General features: G+C 72.1%; 18 protein-coding genes, 3 tRNA genes and 1 pseudogene. 11 read left to right on the top strand and 11 right to left on the bottom strand.

Annotation, left to right across the window (positions count from 1 at the left end; all coding sequences use genetic code 11):
* Positions 1–30 precede the first annotated feature (30 nt).
* From ACFVWU_RS14040 to ACFVWU_RS14050, 3 genes are all read right to left on the bottom strand, one after another.
* Positions 31–1,434 carry a glutamate decarboxylase gene (locus ACFVWU_RS14040; protein ID WP_387619534.1) on the bottom strand — a complete coding sequence of 468 codons (1,404 nt, stop codon included), beginning with the start codon at positions 1,432–1,434 and terminating at the stop codon, positions 31–33.
* 130 nt (positions 1,435–1,564) lie between these two features.
* Positions 1,565–3,010, bottom strand: coding sequence for an FGGY family carbohydrate kinase (locus ACFVWU_RS14045; RefSeq protein ID WP_387619537.1), 1,446 nt, complete (start codon positions 3,008–3,010; stop codon positions 1,565–1,567).
* A 125-nt stretch (positions 3,011–3,135) separates the two neighbouring features.
* Entirely contained in the window at positions 3,136–3,429 is a 294-nt protein-coding gene (locus tag ACFVWU_RS14050; protein WP_387619539.1) for a hypothetical protein, read from the bottom strand.
* A gap of 242 nt (positions 3,430–3,671) precedes the next feature.
* Between ACFVWU_RS14050 and ACFVWU_RS14055 the strand changes: the two genes are divergently transcribed.
* Both ACFVWU_RS14055 and ACFVWU_RS14060 read left to right on the top strand, forming a co-directional pair.
* A tRNA-Asn gene (locus ACFVWU_RS14055) sits at positions 3,672–3,744 on the top strand.
* Between the two features lie 62 nt (positions 3,745–3,806).
* A tRNA-Asn gene (locus tag ACFVWU_RS14060) sits at positions 3,807–3,879 on the top strand.
* A 179-nt stretch (positions 3,880–4,058) separates the two neighbouring features.
* On the opposite strand, the gene ACFVWU_RS14065 is transcribed toward ACFVWU_RS14060, so the two are convergent.
* Positions 4,059–4,805: a trypsin-like serine peptidase gene (locus ACFVWU_RS14065; RefSeq protein ID WP_387619542.1), complete on the bottom strand. Its 747-nt coding sequence runs from the start codon at positions 4,803–4,805 to the stop codon at positions 4,059–4,061.
* A gap of 120 nt (positions 4,806–4,925) precedes the next feature.
* Positions 4,926–5,777 (bottom strand): trypsin-like serine peptidase, encoded by an 852-nt coding sequence (locus tag ACFVWU_RS14070; protein WP_387619682.1) that lies wholly within the window; start codon positions 5,775–5,777, stop codon positions 4,926–4,928.
* A 196-nt stretch (positions 5,778–5,973) separates the two neighbouring features.
* Here ACFVWU_RS14070 and ACFVWU_RS14075 point away from each other — a divergent pair.
* Positions 5,974–6,047 (top strand) — tRNA-Ile (locus ACFVWU_RS14075).
* A gap of 309 nt (positions 6,048–6,356) precedes the next feature.
* Here ACFVWU_RS14075 and ACFVWU_RS14080 read toward each other — a convergent pair.
* Positions 6,357–7,907 (bottom strand): DHA2 family efflux MFS transporter permease subunit, encoded by a 1,551-nt coding sequence (locus ACFVWU_RS14080; protein WP_387619545.1) that lies wholly within the window; start codon positions 7,905–7,907, stop codon positions 6,357–6,359.
* Positions 7,908–7,932: 25 nt separating this feature from the next.
* Positions 7,933–8,514, bottom strand: a complete 582-nt coding sequence (locus tag ACFVWU_RS14085; protein ID WP_387619547.1) for an NADPH-dependent FMN reductase — start codon at positions 8,512–8,514, stop codon at positions 7,933–7,935.
* A 133-nt stretch (positions 8,515–8,647) separates the two neighbouring features.
* Here ACFVWU_RS14085 and ACFVWU_RS14090 point away from each other — a divergent pair, with 133 nt between their 5' ends.
* Entirely contained in the window at positions 8,648–9,304 is a 657-nt protein-coding gene (locus ACFVWU_RS14090; RefSeq protein WP_387619550.1) for a TetR/AcrR family transcriptional regulator, read from the top strand.
* Between the two features lie 1,151 nt (positions 9,305–10,455).
* A pseudogene (locus ACFVWU_RS14095) lies at positions 10,456–10,704 on the top strand (transposase); the annotation flags it as partial.
* 105 nt (positions 10,705–10,809) lie between these two features.
* On the opposite strand, the gene ACFVWU_RS14100 reads toward ACFVWU_RS14095, so the two are convergent.
* Positions 10,810–11,112 carry a hypothetical protein gene (locus tag ACFVWU_RS14100; protein WP_387619689.1) on the bottom strand — a complete coding sequence of 101 codons (303 nt, stop codon included), beginning with the start codon at positions 11,110–11,112 and terminating at the stop codon, positions 10,810–10,812.
* On the bottom strand, positions 11,096–12,565 hold the full coding sequence (locus ACFVWU_RS14105; RefSeq protein WP_387619553.1) for a hypothetical protein: 1,470 nt from the start codon (positions 12,563–12,565) through the stop codon (positions 11,096–11,098). The genes ACFVWU_RS14100 and ACFVWU_RS14105 overlap by 17 nt, the downstream gene beginning before the upstream one ends.
* Positions 12,566–13,269: 704 nt before the next feature.
* Between ACFVWU_RS14105 and ACFVWU_RS14110 the strand changes: the two genes are divergently transcribed.
* From ACFVWU_RS14110 to ACFVWU_RS14125, 4 genes are all read left to right on the top strand, one after another.
* Entirely contained in the window at positions 13,270–14,217 is a 948-nt protein-coding gene (locus ACFVWU_RS14110) for an SPFH domain-containing protein (RefSeq protein ID WP_387619555.1), read from the top strand.
* Positions 14,218–14,227: 10 nt separating this feature from the next.
* Positions 14,228–14,455: a hypothetical protein gene (locus ACFVWU_RS14115; RefSeq protein WP_387619558.1), complete on the top strand. Its 228-nt coding sequence runs from the start codon at positions 14,228–14,230 to the stop codon at positions 14,453–14,455.
* A gap of 41 nt (positions 14,456–14,496) precedes the next feature.
* Complete coding sequence (locus tag ACFVWU_RS14120; protein ID WP_387619561.1) at positions 14,497–15,126, top strand: GPP34 family phosphoprotein; 630 nt, start codon at positions 14,497–14,499, stop codon at positions 15,124–15,126.
* 79 nt (positions 15,127–15,205) lie between these two features.
* Positions 15,206–16,117, top strand: coding sequence for a 1-aminocyclopropane-1-carboxylate deaminase/D-cysteine desulfhydrase (locus ACFVWU_RS14125; RefSeq protein ID WP_387619564.1), 912 nt, complete (start codon positions 15,206–15,208; stop codon positions 16,115–16,117).
* 4 nt (positions 16,118–16,121) lie between these two features.
* On the opposite strand, the gene ACFVWU_RS14130 is transcribed toward ACFVWU_RS14125, so the two are convergent.
* Positions 16,122–17,627, bottom strand: coding sequence for an LCP family protein (locus tag ACFVWU_RS14130; RefSeq protein ID WP_387619566.1), 1,506 nt, complete (start codon positions 17,625–17,627; stop codon positions 16,122–16,124).
* A gap of 119 nt (positions 17,628–17,746) precedes the next feature.
* Positions 17,747–18,211, bottom strand: a complete 465-nt coding sequence (locus ACFVWU_RS14135; protein WP_387619569.1) for a MarR family winged helix-turn-helix transcriptional regulator — start codon at positions 18,209–18,211, stop codon at positions 17,747–17,749.
* Positions 18,212–18,317: 106 nt separating this feature from the next.
* On the opposite strand from ACFVWU_RS14135, the gene ACFVWU_RS14140 reads away from it, so the two are divergent.
* Positions 18,318–19,343 carry an NADP-dependent oxidoreductase gene (locus ACFVWU_RS14140; protein ID WP_387619571.1) on the top strand — a complete coding sequence of 342 codons (1,026 nt, stop codon included), beginning with the start codon at positions 18,318–18,320 and terminating at the stop codon, positions 19,341–19,343.
* 352 nt (positions 19,344–19,695) lie between these two features.
* Positions 19,696–20,190 (top strand): DUF3145 domain-containing protein, encoded by a 495-nt coding sequence (locus ACFVWU_RS14145; RefSeq protein ID WP_188296478.1) that lies wholly within the window; start codon positions 19,696–19,698, stop codon positions 20,188–20,190.
* Positions 20,191–20,208: the final 18 nt, after the last annotated feature.

Consider the following 20,208-nt stretch of genomic DNA (forward strand, 5'->3'; position numbering starts at 1 on the left):
TCCCACCGGCCCCTCCGGGTGGTGGCGCCGTCAGTGGTGGAAGCCCTCGTGGACGGGCATCCCGAGTTCCTTGAGCGGGACGGGCTGGCGCCGCAGCTCCGGCAGCAGCCGGTTGAGGTCGGTCAGCAGCAGATCGGCGAGGTCCCGGGAGAAGCCGTTGCGGCAGACCACCCGGAGCACCGAGAGGTCCTCCCGGTCCGCCGGGAAGGTGTACGCGGGCACCTGCCAGCCGCGCTCGCGCAGTCGCCGCGAGACGTCGAAGACGTCGAAGGGCACGTCCTCGGTGGTGGTGAAGGCGAACACCGGTAGCTGGTCACCGTGGGTCAGCAGCCGGAAGCAGCCCAGCTTCCCGATCTCCCCGGCCAGATAGGTGGCGACCTCCCGACAGGCGCCCTGGACGGCCTTGAAGCCCTCCCGGCCGAGTCGGAGGAGGATGTAGTACTGCGCCGCGACCTGTGCGCCGGGCCGGGAGAAGTTGAGTGCGAAGGTCGGCATCTCGCCGCCCAGGTAGTTGACCCGGAAGACCAGTTCCTGCGGCAGTGACTCCTGGTCGCGCCACAGTGCCCAGCCGACGCCCGGGTAGACCAGGCCGTACTTGTGCCCGGAGGTGTTGATCGAGGCCACCCGGGGCAGCCGGAAGTCCCAGACCAGCTCCGGGTCGAGGAAGGGCGCCACCATGCCGCCGGAGGCGCCGTCCACGTGCACCGGGATGTCCAGGCCGGTGCGCTCCTGGAGCTCGTCCAGGGCCGCGCAGATCTCCGCGATCGGCTCGTACGACCCGTCGAAGGTGGAGCCGAGGACGCCGACCACGCCGATGGTGTTCTCGTCGCACAGGGCGACCGCCTGCTCGGCGTCGAGGTGGAAGCGCTCGCCCTCCATCGGCGCGGTGCGGGCCTCGATCTCCCAGAAGGTGCAGAACTTGTCCCAGCACACCTGGACGTTGACGCCCATCACCAGGTTGGGCCGGGCGCCGGCCGCGTAGCGCTCGGGGTTGCGGCGCATCCAGCGGCGCTTGAGCGCCATCCCGGCGAGCATGCAGGCCTCGCTGGAGCCGGTGGTGGAGCAGCCGACCGCGAGGTCCGGGTCGGGGGCGTGCCAGAGGTCGGCGAGGATGGCCACGCAGCGCCGCTCCAGTTCGGCGGTCTGCGGGTACTCGTCCTTGTCGATCATGTTCTTGTCCAGGCACTCGGTCATCAGCCGGGTGGCCTGCACCTCCATCGAGGTGGTGACGAAGGTCGCCAGGTTGAGCTTGGCGCTGCCGTCCAGCATCAGCTCGTCGTGGATCAGCTGGTACGCGGTTTCGGCCGCGACCGGGCCGTCGCCGAGCCGGTGGACGGGCGGGGCGAGCTGCATCGAGCCCAGCGGGTCGGTGACGCCCAGGAACGGACTGACGCTCAGCCGGCGGCCGTTGCCGGCCCCTTTGTGCAAGGCCATGGGATGCTGCCGCCCTTCGCGTCGGTGGCCGTGTTCCGACCCACGCTGCCACCGGTCGTCGGGTGACGCATCTTCAGCGACGGACTCCAGCCAACGCCGCCCCCGGCAGTTTGAGGGCTCCCGGGCGGCCTCAGGCCGACGGGCCCGAGGCCGCCTCCGGGTGGATCTGGTGGCGGGCGGCCCGGTACTGCCGGCGCACCGCCGCGCCGATCGCGAGGTCCTGCTCGCCGTCCGGCTCGACCGTCTCGGCGTCCGGCAGCTCCCACTGCGGCGGCTCCGGGGTGCCCGCCAGCGCCCAGGCCGCCTGCCGGGCGGCGCCGCGGGCGGCGTGCGCGCCCGGCGCCGGCACCACGACCGGGACGCCGAACAGCATCGGGGCGATGTGCCGGACGGCGGGCAGCCGGCCGGCCGTACCGAGCAGGAAGACCCGCTTGATCCCCACGCCCTGGGCGCGCAGCACGTCCAGCGCGTCGGCGATGTTGCAGAGCATGCCCTCGACGGCGGCCCGGGCCAGGTGCTGAGGTGCCATCGCCTCGGCCCGCAGACCGGTCAGGGTGCCGGCCGCGTGCGGCAGCGCGGGGGTGCGTTCGCCGTCCAGGTACGGCAGCAGCACCAGGCCGTAGGCGCCGGGGGAGGAGTGCAGGGCGAGATCGCTCAACCCGTCCAGGTCCAGACCGAGCATGGCGGCGGTGGAGCGCAGCACCTGGGCGGCGTTCAGGGTGGCCACCATCGGCAGGTGGTGCCCGCTCGCGTCGGCGAAGGAGGAGACCAGGCCGGAGGCGTCCACCACGGCCTTCTCGTGCACCGCGAAGATCGTCCCGGTGCTGCCGAGCGAGACCACCGCGTCGCCCGGGCCGAGGCCCAGGCCCAGCGCGGCGGCCATGTTGTCGCCGGTGCCGGCCGAGATCAGCAGGCCCTCGGGGGTGTGCCCGGCGGGTTCGGCGGGGCCGAGCACCTCGGGCAGCTTGAGCTCGTGGCCGAGCGCCAGCTCGACCAGGTCCTGCCGGTACCCGCCGGTGATCGGGGACCAGTAGCCGGTGCCGGAGGCGTCGCCCCGGTCGGTGGTGCGGCGCTTGGAGTGGCCGAGCAGCTGCCAGACCAGCCAGTCGTGCGGCAGCAGCACCTCGGCGACCCGGCGGGCGTTGGCCGGCTCGAACTCGGCCAGCCAGCGCAGCTTGGCGATGGTGTAGGTGGGGCCGGGCACCGCGCCGATCGCGGAGGTCCAGGCGGCCGGGCCGCCGAGGGCGTCCAGCAGCTTGGCGGCGGCGCCGCTGGAGCGCGGGTCGTGCCACAGGATCGCGGGTCGGACCAGCACCCCTCCCGCGTCCAGGCCGATCATGCCGTGCTGCTGCGCGCTGACGCCGATCGCCCGGACGCTCTCCAGCAGGCCGCCGGTCGCGGCGTCGCCGAGTGAGTGCAGCCACATCTGCGGGTCGGCCTCGCCCGCGCGGAGGTCCTGGTCCTCGGGGACGGGATGGGGGGCCTTCCCGGAGCGCAGCACGGCGCCGGTGTCGGTGTCGCACGCGACGATCCGGGTGCGGTTGGTCGAGCTGTCTATCCCCGCGACGATGGCCATGTCGAGATCATGCCCCAGCCCGGCCCGGGACGCGTCCGGGCCGGGTGAGCCGTTGCCGGTTCGGAACGCCCGGTTGGGGGTTCCTTTGCCGGGGCCCGACCTCGGGCCCCGGCATCACCGCCCGGTCACGGGCGGAAGGTGCCCCAGCTGTCGTCCTCGGCCCGGGTGCGGTTGAGGTACGGCACCCGGTCGGTGACCGCGGTCGGCAGCCGGCCCCCGACCCGGTCCGCGACCGCGCCGGCCGCCTTCCCGGCGACCGCGCCGGCCTGGTGCCGCGCCCGGTCCGTCGCCCCCTGCACCGCAGGGCTCTGGGTGATCTGCCGGGTGACCTTGGCGATCTGTTCGTAGCGCTGGCGCCCGGCCCGCGAGCCCAGGACGTAGCCGGCCGCGAAACCCACGGCCAACGACAGCTTCCACATGATCGGACCCACCCTCTCCTGGCGGCCTTCTGCCGCATTGCCCTACCCGTTGGTCGGGACGGCGAACCGTCCGCGTCCCCAGCATCCCCGGGGGCCGTCGCGGGCGCGCGCGGGGCGCGCCGGGACGGCGGTCCGGGGCGGCCGGGGAAAGCGATTGGCGGACCACCCCCCCGAGTGCGCTAATGTATGTCCCGCAGCGAGCGCCGAGGAGCCCGGGAAACGGGAGCCGAAGCGGAAGCCGATCCCCCATAGCTCAATTGGCAGAGCAGCCGACTGTTAATCGGCAGGTTATTGGTTCGAGTCCAATTGGGGGAGCTCGGGAGGAGGCTCCTCAGGAGCCCACTTCCTGCACGTGGTACGGAAGTTGTGTATCGCGATCCCGCATAGCTCAATTGGCAGAGCAGCCGGCTGTTAACCGGCAGGTTATTGGTTCGAGTCCAATTGCGGGAGCTGCACCGGGTCCGCCCGGTGACTGCTCAGAGCGAAGGCCCCTCGGACGACCGGGGGGCCTTCGTGTTGTCGCGGCCCTGTTGCGTCCGTCACCCCGGCCACCGTCGTCGCCGGCCGCTGTCGTCCCGGTCGGGGGTGTCCGGTCGGGGGTGTCCGGTCGGCCGGCCGGGGTGTCCGGCTCAGGTGGTCGCCTTCCGGTAGAGGTCGGCGACCCGCTGGTCGAAGGTGACGCTGTACGAGGTGCCCGGGCTGTCGCCGCCCTCCTGGTAGCCGCCGATCACGCCGACCACCGTGCCGCTCTCGGTGACCCACGGGCTGCCGCTGGTGCCGTCGGTGTAGCCGCCGCAGTCGAAGCGCTCCTGGGTGGAGCTCTGCGAGCGGGTCTTCACCGAGCAGGTGATCGGCTCGTCGCTCTCGTTCGGGTAGCCGGTCACCGAGACCGCCAGCCCGACGCCCTGGGCCGTGCCGAGCGGGTTGCCGCCGACCGCGTCCTCGATCTGTCGGCCGTCGGCCCTGCGGACGGTGATGAAGGCCACGTCGTAGTCCGGGTCGTCGTCCTGCGCCCAGCGGGGGTCGACGGTGATCGACTGCACCGACCAAGTCCCGTACGGGGTGTATCCGTTGCGGTAGCCGGGGGTGAACACCAGGCCGTCGAGCAGGCCGACCCGCTGGTTCTGCACGCAGTGCGCCGCGGTGACCAGCAGATTGCGCCCGGGGCTGTGCACCACGCTCGCGGTGCACGCCCGGGGGCCCTGCGCGGTGTGGATGGACAGGGTGCCGATCCGGTCGCGGGCCGGGCTCGACTGGGCGACCTCCGCGTTCGGCGGCTTGTCCGGCCCGCCGCACGCGGTGCCGGCGGCCAGCAGCAGGGCGGCCAGCGTGGTCGCCTTGGCCGTACGCGCGGGCGGTACCGGGCGGGGCGCCATCCGGGGCTCCGTCTCGTTCCTCGGGGCGGGCACCCGGGCCGTGCGTTCCGCCGTTCGTGAGGAAGATCTACCAGGCCGTGCCCGTGGGCGCCACTGCCGGGTGTTCGATTCCGGTCCGGCTCAACCGGTGGCCCGGTCGTAGAGGGCCTGGACCCGGTCGCCGAAGTAGCTGCTGTACGAGGTGTCCGGGCTGTCGCCGCCCTCCTGGTAGCCGCCGATCACGCCGACCACGGTGCCGGTCCTGGTGCTCGGGTCGAAGTCGGTCACCCAGGGGCTGCCGCTGGTGCCGCCGGTGTAGTCGGGGCAGTCGATCCGCAGCTGGGTGGGGCTCTGCTCGGTGGTGGTGTTGGAGCAGGTGATCGGGACGTCGCTGCTGCCCGGGTAGCCGGTGACCCGCACCGGGACCTGGTAGCCGCGGTTGACGCCCAGCTTGTTGGCGCCGAGCACCTGCTGCACCTGCTGCCCGTTCTGGGCCTGGACGACCGCGAAGGCGACGTCCATGTCCGGGTCGGCGCCGTTCTTCCAGCCGTCGTCCACGGTGACCGCCAGCAGCGGCCAGACGCCGCTGGGGGTGTCGCCGCTGCGGTAGCCGGGGACGAAGACCAGGTCGCTGCGCTGGCCGAGCTTCGGGTCCCAGACGCAGTGGGCGGCGGTGACGATGAGGTTGAGCCCGGCGCTGTCCACCACGCTGGCGGTGCAGAAGTGGTCACCGTCCGCATTGCGGGTGAACACCGCCCCGACCAGGCCGTTGAGCACGGTGGGCTTGGCGGTGTGGGTGACCCCGGTGTGCTTGCCGACCGCGCCCTTGAGCCGCTTGCTGCTCCAGCCGTGGGTGTCCACGGAGCCGGAGGCCGAGGGGGAGGGCGGCGCCGAGGTGACGGTCGGGGCGAGCCCGCCCGGCCGCGCCGCGGTGGTGCAGCCCGCCGCCGCGAGCAGCAGCAGGGCCCCGGCCGCGGCTCCCGTCCCACGCATCGTCACCAGCCCAGGCTGCCCTGGACCGGGCCCCCGGCGCCAGCCGGGCTGCGCCGCCCACCGGGGCGCGTCGCGTCGCGCACCCAGGTACGCCCCCGGCGCGCACCACGGGTGATCGACCGGCTATGCTGCCCGGGACGGCCTCGCGGGGCCGTCTGCTGCTGCCGTGGCCGACGACCGGCGCGCGCGGCGAACCGGGGCGGTAGCTCAGCCGGTTAGAGCAGGGGACTCATAATCCCTTGGTCGTGGGTTCGAGTCCCACCCGCCCCACCTCTGATCTGACGGCCCAGTCGGGCGATGCGGGACGCTGACCTGCGGAAATGTCGAAATTGCCTGCGAGAACTGTAGGCGAATGACCGTCTGGTGGCGGTGATTACACGCCGATGTTCACCCGCATGGGAACGTTATGGGAACGTTACGCTGACGTGCGGCGGGGCTGAGCAGCGCGTTCGCGAGTCGAGCGGCTCAGCCCCGTGGGCCGATCAGCGCAATCCCTTGGTCCGGCTGGATGCGGGCGCGGACGATCAGGTCCCGGAAGCCCGCCGGTCGAAGCCCTTCGGCTGGTCCTTGCACGGTTCGTCAGGAGGTGTGCACTCGGCCTGACGTGGCGCTCCCGGCGGCGCCGCCCGGGGCGCGGCGGGAGAGCAGCAGCGCGGGCATCAGGGCGAGCGCGAGCAGGGCGACGGCCCAGCCGTAGGTGTCCCGGAAGGCGTCCGCGAGGCCGGGGGCGAGCGCGGCCCGCGCGGCGCCGTCCAGGGCCTGCACCGCGGCCAGTCCGCCGCCGGCCTCCCCGCCGGTGACCGTGGTCGGCAGCCGGTCGGCCATCGCCCCGGTGAGCAGGACGGACATCAGGGCGGTGCCGACCGAGCCGGAGACCTGCTGGACGATGGTGACCAGGGTGGTGGCGGCCGGGACCTCGACCGGGGCGACGCTGCGGGTGGCGGCCGCCATGGCCGGCATCAGCGTCATGCCGATGCCTGTCCCCATCACCACCAGGGCGGCGATCAGGCGAGGGTACGGGGTGTCGGCGGCGATTTGGACGGTGAAGCCGAGGAAGCCGGTGGCGGCCACGGCGGTGCCGGTGAGCACGATCCGGCCGGGGGCGAAGCGGTCGGACAGTCGGCCGGAGAACTGCATGGTGATGCCGGTGGCGAGCGCCTGCGGGATGCCGAGCAGGCCGACGTCGGTGGCGCTCTGGCCGCGCACCAGCTGGTAGTAGAGCGGGAGCAGCAGCATCGAGCCGAAGTAGCCGCAGCCGAACAGGGCGATGGTGGCGGCGGGCCCGGCGAAGGCGCGCCGGGCCAGCAGCCGCAGGTCGATCAGCGGTTCCCCCGCGGTCAGCGCCCGGACGACGAACCCGACGACCAGGGCCGCGCCGGCCAGGGTGGGCAGCAGGCTTCCGGCGGCAGCGGGGTGTCCGCGCTCGGCGCCCAGCCCGTAGATCAGTGCGGCCAGGCCCGGGGAGAGCATCAGCAGGCCGGGCAGGTCCAGACGACGGCGGGCGCCGCCGCCGTCGCGGGGCAGCAGCCGGGCGGCGAGAGCGAGGGCGAGCGCGCCGAGCGGCAGGTTGATCAGGAAGACCCAGCGCCAGGAGGCCTCGTCGACCAGCCAGCCGCCGAGCACCGGCCCGGCCAGCGGGCCGATCAGGACCGGGATGCCGAGCACGCTCATGGTGCGGCCGGTGCGGGCCGGGTCGGAGGCGCGGACCAGGACGGTCATCCCGACCGGCATCACCATGCCGCCGCCCAGGCCCTGAAGGACGCGGAAGGCGATCAGCGAGGGGGCGTCCCAGGCGGCGCCGGCGAGCGCCGAGCCGAGCACGAACAGGGTGAGCGCGGTCAGGTAGAGGCGGCGGGTGCCGAACCGTCCGATCGCCCAGGCGGTGACCGGGGTGACGGTGGCGAGCGCCAGGGTGTAGCCGGTGGTGACCCACTGGATGGTGGCCAGTGGGGCACCGAAGTCCCCGGCGAGGCGGTTGAGGGCGACGTTGACGATCGTGGTGTCGAGGACGGTCATCAGCGAGCCGAGGACCACGACGGCGGCGACGGCCGCGGTGCGCGGGCCGGGTGCGGCCGCAGCGGCCGTGTCGGTGGCTGTCCCGGCCGTGACGGGCTCGGTGGCGGTGCTCATCTTCTTCGTCCCCCCCGGCCGCGGTTCAGACGCCGTACGGGCGGACGGTGCGGGCGTCCCGGAGCGCGTGCGCCCACCAGGTGAGCTGGTCGAGCATGCCCTTGGCGGCGCCGTTCTGGATGGTCGGGTCGACCGGCTCGCCGTCCTCGCCGAAGAGGCCCCAGACGTTGTGGAAGCTGACGGTGTCCCGGACGGTGACGGCGTGCAGCTCGGCGAAGACCAGCCGGAGCTGCTCGACCGCGCGCAGCCCGCCACCGAGACCGCCGTAGGAGACGAAGCCGACCGGCTTGGCCCGCCACTCGGCGCCGTGCAGGTCGATGGCGTTCTTGAGGGCGGCCGGGAAGCTGTGGTTGTACTCCGGGGTGATCACCACGAAGGCGTCGGCCTCGGCCAGTCGGGGCGAGAGGGCCGCGTGCCGCTCGGCCTGCTCGGCGGTGGGCTCCTCGCCCACGTGGGCCAGCGGGTGCTCGGCCAGGTCGACGACGTCGATGTCGAGGTCCGCGCGCTGCCCGGCGGTGCGGACGAACCAGTCGGCGACGGTGGGCGCGAAGCGGCCCTGCCGGGTGCTGGCGATGATGACGGCGAGGCGGAACGAGGTCTCGGACATGGCTGTCTCCAAAAGTGCGCTGCTGTTCTGTCACCGCCCGTTCGGACGGCACGTCAGGTAAAGTACAACGTGTATGGCAACAAGTACAACGGTGACTGCAACTTTTCGAGGCAGCGGCGATGAAGGAGACTCCATGACCAGCCGGCAGGAAACGCAGGACCGGCCCCGCCGGGGGCTGGCCGAGAAGCGCCAGGCCATCACCCGGGCCGCCCGCACGGTCTTCGGTCGGGACGGCTACACCCGCGCCAGCATCGACGCCATCGCGGCGGAGGCCGGGGTGTCCACCCGGACCATCTACAACCACTTCGCGGGCAAGGAACTGCTCTTCCAGACCGTCGTCCAGGAGAGCGCGGCTCAGGTCGCCGGCGCCCAGCTGGACATCATCGAGCGCCGGCTCGGGAAGGTCACCGACCTGGAGGCGGACCTCGTCGGGTTCGCCCTGGCCTGGGTGGCCCCGCTGACCGAGTTCGCCGACCACTTCGGGCTGGTGCGTCAGATCAACGCCGAGGCCCGGCACCTGCCGAAGGCCGCCCTGGACGCCTGGCAGGAGGCCGGGCCGCGCCTGGTGTCCGCCGCCCTCGGGCGGCGGTTCGGGGAACTGGCCGAGGACGGGTGGCTGGAGGCGCCGGACCCGGCGCGCGCGGCCGCGCACTTCGTGCTGCTGACCGCGACGGAGGTCACCCAGCGTTCGTACTGGGGTGCGTACCCGCTGGACCGGGCGGAGACCGAGGAGATCGTCGTCGCTGGCGTCCGAGCCTTCCTGCGCGCCTACGCGGCACCCCGTCGGTGACACTGCCGCACGCCTCGAACGCGAGGCGCCGCCCCCGTCGTGGCCGGGGGCGCCCCCGGCCACGACGCGGATCGGGATGTCGCAACCCTCGGGTGGGTGCCCGGCCGGGGCCGGGGCCCGGTGTCAGGCCGAATCGCCTTTCCCGCCGCCACCTCCCCGAGGGCAGCATGGGTCAGATCTGCCCCACCGACCACGCCCGCGACGAACTACCGCCCACCGTATGGCCGTTGGCACGCGACCGCCGAACCACGCCAAGGGACACGACCGGCTCCGGCCCCGATGGCCGGCGCGGAGCTGTTTTCCTCGGGAAAGGCTCTCCCTTGGTCCGTGGCCTGAAGGGCCGTCGACTTATCGTCTGGCGGTCGGAGTTGCGGGAGAGAGCGCCTCCGACCTGGTCGGATGGGAGCGTCATGGGAACGTTACGCCGACGTTCGGCGGGGCTGAGTGGCGCGTTTCCGAGTCGAGCGGCTCCGCCCCGTGGGCCGATCGGCGCAACCCCTTGGATCGGCGCCTCGGGGTATGCGGATGCCTGCCCGTCGATGGTGATCAGCTCCATGTATGTGACCTTGTTCCGGGGGGCCTTGAGCGCGGAGGCGTACTTCCCCATCTTGAACTGCTCGCCCGCCAGGGTGTTCTCGTAGGTCTAGAAGAAGACGTTCGGTGTTGTGCCACGGGTCCGGGCTCATACTCCCCTCGGCCCAGGCGGGCCGCACCGAGGTTCGCGGTGCACACATGGCGGCCCTCGGTGAGGCTGGGGCTGGTGTAGGACTTCGCCGTCCCCGGACCGCCGTTGAGGGCGGCGGCCGCAGCACAAGCGGCAATGGATCAAGGCCGAGGCGGCACCATCAATGGAGGACCATGACGAATGGCGGGCCGTCACCGAGGCAATGCTGAGCCACGGCGTTCCACTGCCGGGCTGAATCTCGCCCGAGGAATAACAGAACGGTCAGGTCGAGTTGCGATGCCAACTCGACCTGACCTTGGGCACTTCATCCGCCAGAGCAATAGTCAAGCCCCGTGGATCGGCTGCGAAGTGGATGATCTTTAGGGTCCAGGAAGTGCTGCGCCGTACTCAACAGGGCTTGTCCGAGTTGGCTGTCGACGGGCCACGATTCGGTGGTTTCTCGGCCCACGCCGCTGAGTGGGCGTTCTCCACCAACCTGTCTCTGGCCAGCCAGGGAACTGATGCCGCCAAGAAAATCGCCGGCCGGAAGCGGGGCATCCTCACCGGCACCATCGGACTCATCCTCGCCGTGACCGTGACCGCCGCGAGCCTGTCCGAGAACGCCCTGGGAACACGTCTCCTCAACCAGGCCGAGAAGGCCTGCCCCGGCATCTCCAAGAGCTGGGTCGACACCGGCTTCGAGAACGCCGTTGTCGAGCACGGAGCTGGCCCGGGTCCCCCCCCCCCCACCCACCCCCCCGGCCCCCCCCCCCCCCCTTGCCGCCCTAGCGCGGCGGGGGCCCCGGGCCCGCCGCCCGGGCTCCGCGCGCCGACGGTTCTGCTACTGCCCCGCGTTCCGCTCCCGCGTCTTGCGCTGCATCTCGTCCAGGATGGCCAAGGTCTCGGGGTGAACCGGGGCCTTGCTCTCTGCGACGACCTGCGGATTCTGCTGTGCCGCCGGAAGCAGCTCGTCGTAGCGAGGGTCTCCCGGCTCGAACTTGTGCCACCCGTCGTAGAAGAACCCCTCCGGGGCCCTTCCGCCGTACCGCTGCCAGATGGTGACGCCATTGGCGTCGAGCATCGGGTTCCCGGTGACGTGGTAGGGCTCATCGGTGACCTCGTAGGGCTCAGAATGCTCGCTCAAAATACTCCTCCAGAATCTGCGCCGCCCCGCGGTCGCCGTACGTGAATTGGTCCAGTGTCTTGGAAGTCCAGTGATTGAACGCCTCGGCGAAGTACTCGTGCGGCTGGCGGGTGTACGCATCCAAATGTGGATTGTCGCCGATCCGGTCCAGGACCCGCTGCCGCGCATACAGCCACTCCGGCTGGCGGCTCAGATTGCCGTAGACTTCATCGACCGCGTGCCCGAACTCATGGACAGCAACACTACTGGGCGTCTCGGCAATTGAATTGACCAGGAGTCTACGCTGGCCGGGCACGTACATGCCAGGTATGAATTCTGCCGGTGAAGTGCCTCCTACCGGGTTGACGCCGGCGAGGTGGTAGCCGCCTGGAAGCTGCGTGATGGGCCTGGGTCCGATGCTGACCCCGCCGCCCGGCACCTCTTTCAGATGGTCCCAGACCTTTTTGAAGATCTCGGCCGGCACGCGTGCCAGCTCCGTTTTCACCTTCGCGATGCTCGGGTGATCTTCAATGTACTCAAGCGGTACCTTGCCGGGCATCGGTAGCTCAGCAGGTTTGGCATGCCTCGGACCGCGTGGAGCGTTGTCGCCGGGACGTCCGCGTGGTCCTGTCGCGCCACCGGCAGCGCCGACGACGACGTCGAGGGGCGCGACGGGGCCGGTCTTGAACTCGGCGTCGTAGCCGTAGCTGAGGCCGGCGCCGGTGACCATGCGGCCGGGCATGGTGTCGGCGGCGTTGGCGACCTTGGCGAGGCCGGCGAGGGCGACGGATGCGCTCTCGGCGCGCTCGGCGGCGTTGACGACGACGCGTCCGCCGGCGCCGAGGCCACCGCCGGCAGCGCCCATGATTTCGCCGGACTTGGCGGAGTCGACGGCCTCCTTGAAGCTGTAGCCGCCGTCGTCGAAGAACTCGACGCGGATGGGCTGGGCGACGGCGAGGTCGACGGTGATGGACTCGACGGCGCCGAAGGCGGCGCCGACCAGCACGGTGGCGGCGATGGTGGCGATGGCCTCGGAGACGGTGATGCCGACAGATGCGGCGGTGGCGACGATGCCCGCGGCGGTGGCGGCGGCGATGTCCGCCGAGATGCTGAAGGTGACGATGGCGAGGGCGGTGCCGACGACCAGGGTGCCGCCGACGATCGCGGCTTCCTCCTCCAGCTTCTTGATGGCCTTGTCGACCTCGTGGGCGAAGTCGCGCAGCGCCTTGGCCAGGCTGCGGCAGGCGTCGGCGGTCTCGGCAGCCAGCCCTTGCCCTTGCCCGCGCTGTCCTTGCCGCCGTAGTACTGGCCCCAGAACTTGCCGAAGGCGTCGATCGCGGGGCCGTGGTTGTTGGCGACGATGGCGGCGGCGGCCTGATTGGTGGGGACGGCGACGTTGTCGATGGCGGTGGCCATCGCGTCCCAGGCGTCGGCGACCTTGCGGAGTTTGTCCGGGTCGGCGTCGGGCCACCACATGCCAGTGACCTTCTGGACGGCCTTCGCGACCGTGGACTCACCCATCCGCCGCCCCCGTCCGGGAAGGGGCGCCGGTCATGCCGACAAGTCCTTCTTGACCTTGCCGTCGGTGCCGGTGTGGTTGTCGGCGTGGGCGTGCAGCCCCTCGTTGATGCTGTTGATGCCCTTGACCAGGACGTCGAGCCCGGAGAGCACGTGGTCGTGCGGGGTGTTGTAGGCCGCCGCGAACTCGTTGCCCTGCTTGTCGCTGCCCCAGGGGGCCCCGTCCTCGGCGAGGCTCTTCTTGAGCTTGTCGAGTGCGTCCTTGAGCGCCTTGCTCTGGGTCTAGAAGGTCGGCGCGGCGTCCTTCAGGTCCCCCGGCCGGAGCTTGAACTCCGGTCCGCCGGCCTTCGCTGCGTCATCTCCCATGGCATCACCCCCCCGTACTGTCCGTCGACTGACCATTCTTGTTGGTCAGACCGACCAACGAGCTGACGAGGTTTCAGTTCGGGCGCGTGATAGCAGTCACGTCCGCAACGGCTTGCGCGGCAGTGCCTGCGAGCGAACCGGCCCGGGTGCTCCTGACGGTCCTGCATCGCCCCAGTGGCCACTCTTGTACGGCTTTCGTACCGGACCTGGCGTGCTGCGCGAAAAAAGTGATATCACTTTGACAGCTGAAGCGGGCACCCGCGCAGCGGACATCGCACAGGGGGAGTCGGTTCCATGACCACACCGCGTTTCGCCGTCGAGGACGGCCCTGCCGTCGACCTTCCGGCCCCGAGGGTCACCGAACGGATCATCACCGGGGCCGCCGGGTTGCCGGTGCTCGGCGGCGCCCTGCTCGGCCTGGTCGTCGGGTTCGCCTCCGTCATCACCGGAGGGTTCCAGGTGTCCGGCGGGAACAAGGGCCTGGGCATCGCCCTGGTGGTCGCCGGGCCCGTGCTGGTGCTGGCCTCGCTGTTGCTGCTGTGCGGGCTGACGGTGGTCTCGCCCGGCTCGGCCCGGGTGGTCCAGCTGCTCGGCAACTACCGGGGCACCATCCGGGCCGAGGGGCTGAGCTGGGTGAACCCGTTCACCAGCCGTCGGCACATCTCCCTGCGGATCCGCAACCACGAGACCGAGACCACCAAGGTCAACGACGCGGACGGCAACCCGATCGAGATCGCCGCCGTGGTGGTCTGGCACGTCGAGGACACCGCGATGGCCGTGTTCGAGGTGGACGACTACACCGACTTCGTCGCCATCCAGACCGAGACGGCCGTCCGGCACATCGCCACCAGCTACCCGTACGACGCCCACCACGAGGGGCAGTTGTCGCTGCGCGACGGCGCGGACGAGGTCGCCCGCAAGCTGTCCGCCGAGATCGCCGCCCGGGTCGCCTCGGCCGGTGTGCGGGTCATCGAGTCCCGGATCACCCGGCTCGCCTACGCGCCCGAGGTCGCCCAGGTGATGCTCCAGCGCCAGCAGGCCGGGGCCGTGGTGGCCGCCCGGCGGCTGATCGTCGAGGGCGCCGTCGGCATGGTCGAGGAGGCGCTGGACCGGCTCGCCGAGCGCGACGTGGTGGAGTTGGACGAGGAGCGCAAGGCTGCCATGGTGAGCAACCTCCTGGTGGTGCTCTGCGGCGACCGGGGCACCCAGCCCGTCGTGAACACGGGCTCCCTCTACCAGTAAGGGCGCGGCGTTGGCGACGGAACGGAAGAAGATCCTGTTGCGACTGGACCCTTCAGTTCACGACGCGCTGGCCAGGTGGGCTGCGGACGAACTGCGCAGCACCAACGCACAGATCGAGTTCGTGCTCCGCCGCGCCCTCACCGAGGCCGGCCGGATGCCCAGCGGTGCGGCCCGGCTTCCCCGGCGCGGCCGACCGCCCAAGGAGAGCCCGGAGAGCGGCGGTTCCGAGGAGGACTGATCGCAGCGGCCGGGCGCCACAGACCTTTCGGAGAGACCGAGATGGACCTGCCCGTCAATCTGCCCGAGAAGCTCTACCTGCTCGCCTACGACCCCGAGCGCGGGCGGCCCACCCACGCGACCGACCTCGATCTGGCCCTGCGGGCGGCGGCGCTCACCGAGCTCCTCCGCCGCAAGCTGATCCGTGACGACGGCCGGCACCCGGCCCCCGTCGACGGCGCGACCGACGGGCTCGACCCGCTCTCCGCCGCGCTGTTGGAGCAGATCCGCCACGGGCGGCGGCGCACCTGGAAGAGCTGGATCGGGCGCCAGCGGGGATCGGTGCGGGTGGTCCGCGACGGGCTCGCGGCCGCCGGCCGGATCCGGGTCGAGGAGCACCGGCTGCTCGGGCTCTTCCCGGTCGCCCGGGTCACCCTTCCGGAGCCCCGGGTGCGCAAGGCGCTGACGGCGAGCGTCGAGTCGGCGCTGAGCGGCCCGTTCAGCCGGGTCGACCCGGCGGACGCCGCACTGGTGGCCCTGGTCGACGCGGCCCGGCTGGGATCGGCCCTGACCTGGCGTCGGCGGCGCGAGCACCGGGCCCGGATCGACAAGCTGGCGCCCGCCGCCGGCCCCGTCCCGCGCGCCCTGCGCCGCGCCATCACCGCGCGGCACGCGGACGGCGGGGCGGTCTGACCGCCCGGAACGGTGTCCCCGGCCCGGCTGCCCCACGGCGGCCGGGCCGCCTGCCGTCCTCGGCCCGTAAGCTGACCGGGTGCTCGATTCCGCCCTGCTGCCGACCCCGCTGGTGGACTGCACCGACGAGGCCTTCGCCCGGGCCGGGGTGGAGCTGCGGCTCAAGCGGGACGACCTGCTGCACCCGACCGTCCCCGGCAACAAGTGGCGCAAGCTCGCGCCCAACCTGGCCGCCGCCGTCGAGCGGGGCCACACCCGGCTGCTGACCTTCGGCGGGGCCTACTCGACCCACCTGCGGGCGGTCGCGGCCGCCGCCGCCGCGCTCGGGCTGGAGAGCGTCGGGCTGGTGCGCGGCGAGGAGCTGGCCGACCGGCCGCGCAACTGGTCGCTGCGCGCCGCCGAACAGTCCGGGATGCGACTGGAGTTCCTCACCCGGACCGCCTACCGGGAGGCCACCGGCCGGGCCGCGGGGGCATGCGGTCCGCAGGCCCCGCAGCACCGCTGGGGCCCCTGCCTGGTGCTCCCGGAGGGCGGCTCCAACGCGCTGGCCGCGATCGGCGCGGCCGCGATCCCGGCCGAACTGCCCGACCTGGGCGAACGCGACGTGGTCTGCTGCCCGGTCGGCACCGGCGGCACCCTGGCCGGCATCGCGGCGGGCCTGCCGCCGGGCGCGCGGGCGCTCGGGGTGGCCGTGCTGCGCGGCGGCGAGGGCTACCTGGAGGCGGAGGTCGCCCGGCTGCACCGGGCCGGGTACGGGCGCGAGTTCGACAACTGGCGGATCGACCACGCCCACCACGGTGGCGGGTACGGCAAGGTCCGGCCCGAACTGGACCTCTTCGCCGAGGAGTTCGAGCGCCGCCACGGCATCCCGGTGGAGCGCCGCTACGTCGCCAAGCTGCTCGCCGCGCTGGCCGACCTGGCCGGGGCGGGCGCCTTCCCGCGCGGCACCCGCCTGACCGCCGTGGTCACCGGCCTGCCGGACCCGGAGTAGTGGCTCAGGACCCGAAGGTCAGGTCGGCGCACGGATCGGTGTCGGCGCCCCGGGTGTTCTCGGCTATGCCGGTCGGGATGCCGCTGGGCGTGGTGCCGCCGGGCGCGGTGGTGGGCGCCGCCGAGGGCGAGGACGCCGAGTTCAGCTGGGTGCCGCCGGCCGGCTGGTAGTCGGCGCCGAGGGTGACGGTGACGGAGTCCGCGCCCGGCTCCTCGACCGTACGGGCCCCGGGGAAGAGCGCCGCGACCTGGTCGGCGACGGCCTTCTGTGCCGGGTCGTAACCGATCTCGGTCTGCTGCTTGCCGGGGTTGTTGGCGCCGAGCACGACGTTCTGGAAGCCGCGTCCCTTGAGCGTCTGCGCGCCGGAGCCGGCCAGCCCGGCGGTGCCGACCCCGTTGACCACGGTGATCGGGGCGGCGGCCTGCTCGGGGGTGAGCGGCGCGGCGGCGGTGGGGCTCGCGGTCGGGGTGGGGGAGGTGGCCGCGCCGGTGCCGGCGGTGACCTGCCCGTCCAGGGTGCGGTCCTCCCGCAGCAGCTTCCACAGGGTGTCGGCGTCCGGCTGGACCAGCCGCACCCGCTCCCCGGCGAAGCGCCAGGGGGCGGTCACGAAGGTGACGTCGGAGAGCTTGATGTCCTCCACCGAGCGGGCGAAGTCCACCAGCTTCATCGCGGTGCCGAGCCCCTCGTCCACGGTGAGCGACTTGGTGGCGGCGTCCGCCAGCGGGAGCAGGGTGGGCAGCGAGAAGCCCTGGTCCTGCACCTTCTTGATCATCGAGGAGAGGAAGGCCTGCTGGCGCTTCATCCGGCCTATGTCGGAGTTGTCGCCGATGCCGTGGCGGGCCCGCAGGTAGTCCACCGCGGACTGCCCGGAGAGCTTCTGCAGCCCCTTCTTGAGGTGGATGCCGTACTCGTTGACGTCGTTGGGCACACAGGCCTCCACGCCGCCGAGGGCGTCGGCCATCGCGGCGGCGCCCTTGAAGTCGACCACGACGGTGTGGTCGATCCGCAGCCCGGTGAGCGCCTCCACGGTGTTCTGGGTGCAGGCCGGGTTGCCCTTGGGGAGCAGGCCGACGCTGAACGCCGAGTTGAACATCTGGTCGTTGCGCGGCTTGCTCCAGGTGCCGTCCGCCAGCTTGCAGGACGGGATGGTGACCAGGGTGTCGCGGGGGATCGAGACGCCGACGGCGTGCTTGTGGTCGGCGTAGACGTGCACCAGGATCGCGGTGTCCGAGTTGCCGACGCCCTCGTCGCCGCCGCCCAGCGCGTTGTTGCCGTCGTCCCGGGTGTCCGAGCCCAGCAGCAGCACGTTGACCGGTACCTGGGCGCCGGGGGAGGCCGGGACGGGGGCGGGCGGGCGCTCGGTGGCGACGCCGCCCGCGTCGAAGGTGGTGATGTTGCTGTCCAGCCTGTGGTAGAACCAGGCTCCGGCCCCCACGACCGACAGCACCAGAACGGCGGCCAGGCCGATGGCGGTCCGCAGGTAGCGGCGCCGGCGCGTGCTGCTGCTCATCCTCCGTGCCCCCCGTCTTCAGGTATCTCGCGTTCGGTGTTCGAACGTTAGACGTTCCGGAAGGCCGTTCGGTTACCCCCGGGGGGTGGGGCAATCGATCCACCGGGCTGTGATGCTCGTCACGCTCCGGGGCCGGAGGCGCCGGTGAGCATCCGGCGGAGCAGGTCGCGCAGCACCGTGCGTTCCTCCTGGCCGAGTGCGGCGAGCGGCTCGCGGGCGAAGTTGAGCGACTCGCGCAGCTCCTCGGAGGCGGCCGCGCCGGTGTCGGTGGCGGCGACCAGCTTGACCCGGCGGTCCTGCCGGTCGGCCTCCCGGGTGACGAAGCCGCGGGCCTCCAGCCGGTCGACGATGCCGGTGATGTTGGACGGCTCACAGCTGAGCGTCTGGGCGATCTGCCGCATCGGCAGCGGGCCGCGCCGCAGCAGGGCGAGCACCTTGGCCTGGGCGCCGGTGAGCGAGCGGGCGGCCGCGGCCTCCTCGTACTCGCGGTGGAAGAGCGCGACCAGGTTGGCCATCAGATCGACGACCTCGCGGGTGATCTCGTCGGACTGCGGCGTGGCGACCTGGGTCGACTGGGTGTCCATGCCTCAGAGTCTACCTGAAAAGTTGACAAGGTGAACCTTTCATGTCCATCGTTACTTCAGTTGCTCAACCTTTCACCTGCCGAAACCCCCTCCGAGGAGCACCTCCATGGCAGAGCAGGCCGTCCCCGCCACCGCCCGTGAATGGCACCTCGCCGCCCGCCCGCAGGGCTGGCCGGTGCCCACCGACTTCGCACTGGTCGAGGCCCCGGTCCGGACTCCGGGCCCGGGCGAGATCCTGGTCCGCAACACCCACCTCTCGGTGGACCCGTACATGCGTGGCCGGATGAACGACGTGAAGTCGTACGTGCCCCCGTTCCAGATCGGCGCGGCCATGGACGGCGGTGCGGTCGGCTACGTCGTCGCCTCCGAGGCCGAGGGCTTCGCCCCGGGCGACGCGGTGCTGCACGGGCTCGGCTGGCGCGAGTACGCCACCCTGGACGCCAAGCACGCCGTGAAGGTCGACCCGGACGCCGCCCCGCTCTCCGCCTATCTCGGCGTGCTCGGCATGCCCGGTCTGACCGCCTACGCCGGCCTGCTCGCCGTCGGCGCCCTCAAGGAGGGCGACAAGGTCTTCGTCTCCGGCGCGGCCGGTGCGGTCGGCTCGCTGGTCGGCCAGATCGCCCGGCTCAAGGGCGCCTCGCTGGTGATCGGTTCGGCCGGCTCCGCGGAGAAGGTCGCCAAGCTGGTGGACGAGTACGGCTTCGACGCCGCCTTCAACTACAAGGACGCCCCGGTCGCCGAGCAGCTCGCGAAGGCCGCCCCGGAGGGCATCGACCTCTACTTCGACAACGTCGGCGGCGACCACCTGGAGGCCGCCATCGGCGCGCTCGGCGTGCACGGCCGCGCGGTGCTCTGCGGCGCGATCGCCCAGTACAACGAGACCACCGCGCCCGCCGCCCCGCGCAACCTCGCGATGGCGATCGGCAAGCGGCTGCGCCTGGAGGGCATGCTGGTGCGCGACCACGCCGCCCTGCAGCCGCAGTTCGTCACCGAGGTGGCCGGCTGGCTGAAGTCCGGCGAGCTGCGCACCGAGGAGACCGTGGTGGACGGCTTCGAGAACGCCGCCGAGGCCTTCATCGACCTGCTGCGCGGTGTCAACACCGGCAAGATGGTGGTCCGCCTGGAGGGTTGAGTCCCCGTCAGGACGACTGACCGCCCCGCCGCCCCCACCGGGCGCGCGGGGCGGTTCGCGTGCACGGCGCAGGGGATCCGGTCGCACTACCGCATTCCGGTCGGATCCGAAAGTGCGTCATCCATCCTGCGGCGCTGCGCGGTACGGTGGTTCCGCCTGGCGATGGGGCCGTTCGGGGGAGAGATCCGGCCGAAGGGTAGACCTCGTTGAGGATTCGACTAGCATTGAGCGAAAGCCTGTCCGTTTTGCTCAATTTAGTAGCTTAATGTCGGCTAACGTGGGTAACTGCGGATCAACTGCAGGCACGAGGCAGCTGGGGAAGGCGACCCTCGTCCACAGCCTGGAGGTCCCGGTGACGACACGTGGAGTTCTCTACATCCACTCCGCGCCCCGCGCGCTGTGCCCGCACGTCGAGTGGGCCGTCGCGGGGGTGCTCGGTGTGCGGGTGAGCCTGGACTGGATCCGCCAGCCGGCCGCACCCGGGCATTGGCGTGCCGAGCTCTCCTGGCAGGGGGAGCCCGGTACGGCCTCGAAGCTCGCCTCGGCGCTGCGCGGTTGGCAGCTCATGCGGTACGAGGTGACCAGCGAGCCCTGCGCCACGGCGGAGGGGGAGCGGTACAGCAGCACGCCCTCGCTCGGCATCTTCCACGCCGTCACGGGCATCCACGGCGACATCCTGATCCCCGAGGACCGGCTGCGCGCGGTGCTGCTGCGGGCCCGCAGCGAGGGGGCCGACCTGGAGGCCGAGATCGCCCGGCTGCTGGGCAAGCCCTGGGACGACGAGTTGGAACCCTTCCGCTACGCGGGCGAGGGCGCGCCGGTGCGCTGGCTGCACCAGGTGGTCTGAGCCCGGAGGAACGACGCA

Origin of the sequence: Kitasatospora sp. NPDC058190, assembly GCF_042883685.1 — a bacterium.
GTDB lineage: Bacteria > Actinomycetota > Actinomycetes > Streptomycetales > Streptomycetaceae > Kitasatospora.

Bases quoted from the DNA above. Each gene is read 5' to 3' on its own strand.
- ACFVWU_RS14040 (WP_387619534.1), bottom strand. From the start codon at position 1,434: ATGGCCTTGCACAAAGGGGCCGGCAACGGCCGCCGGCTGAGCGTCAGT.
- ACFVWU_RS14045 (WP_387619537.1), bottom strand. From the start codon at position 3,010: ATGGCCATCGTCGCGGGGATAGACAGCTCGACCAACCGCACCCGGATC.
- ACFVWU_RS14050 (WP_387619539.1), bottom strand. From the start codon at position 3,429: ATGTGGAAGCTGTCGTTGGCCGTGGGTTTCGCGGCCGGCTACGTCCTG.
- ACFVWU_RS14065 (WP_387619542.1), bottom strand. From the start codon at position 4,805: ATGGCGCCCCGCCCGGTACCGCCCGCGCGTACGGCCAAGGCGACCACG.
- ACFVWU_RS14070 (WP_387619682.1), bottom strand. From the start codon at position 5,777: ATGCGTGGGACGGGAGCCGCGGCCGGGGCCCTGCTGCTGCTCGCGGCG.
- ACFVWU_RS14080 (WP_387619545.1), bottom strand. From the start codon at position 7,907: ATGAGCACCGCCACCGAGCCCGTCACGGCCGGGACAGCCACCGACACG.
- ACFVWU_RS14085 (WP_387619547.1), bottom strand. From the start codon at position 8,514: ATGTCCGAGACCTCGTTCCGCCTCGCCGTCATCATCGCCAGCACCCGG.
- ACFVWU_RS14090 (WP_387619550.1), top strand. From the start codon at position 8,648: ATGACCAGCCGGCAGGAAACGCAGGACCGGCCCCGCCGGGGGCTGGCC.
- ACFVWU_RS14110 (WP_387619555.1), top strand. From the start codon at position 13,270: ATGACCACACCGCGTTTCGCCGTCGAGGACGGCCCTGCCGTCGACCTT.
- ACFVWU_RS14120 (WP_387619561.1), top strand. From the start codon at position 14,497: ATGGACCTGCCCGTCAATCTGCCCGAGAAGCTCTACCTGCTCGCCTAC.
- ACFVWU_RS14130 (WP_387619566.1), bottom strand. From the start codon at position 17,627: ATGAGCAGCAGCACGCGCCGGCGCCGCTACCTGCGGACCGCCATCGGC.
- ACFVWU_RS14135 (WP_387619569.1), bottom strand. From the start codon at position 18,211: ATGGACACCCAGTCGACCCAGGTCGCCACGCCGCAGTCCGACGAGATC.
- ACFVWU_RS14140 (WP_387619571.1), top strand. From the start codon at position 18,318: ATGGCAGAGCAGGCCGTCCCCGCCACCGCCCGTGAATGGCACCTCGCC.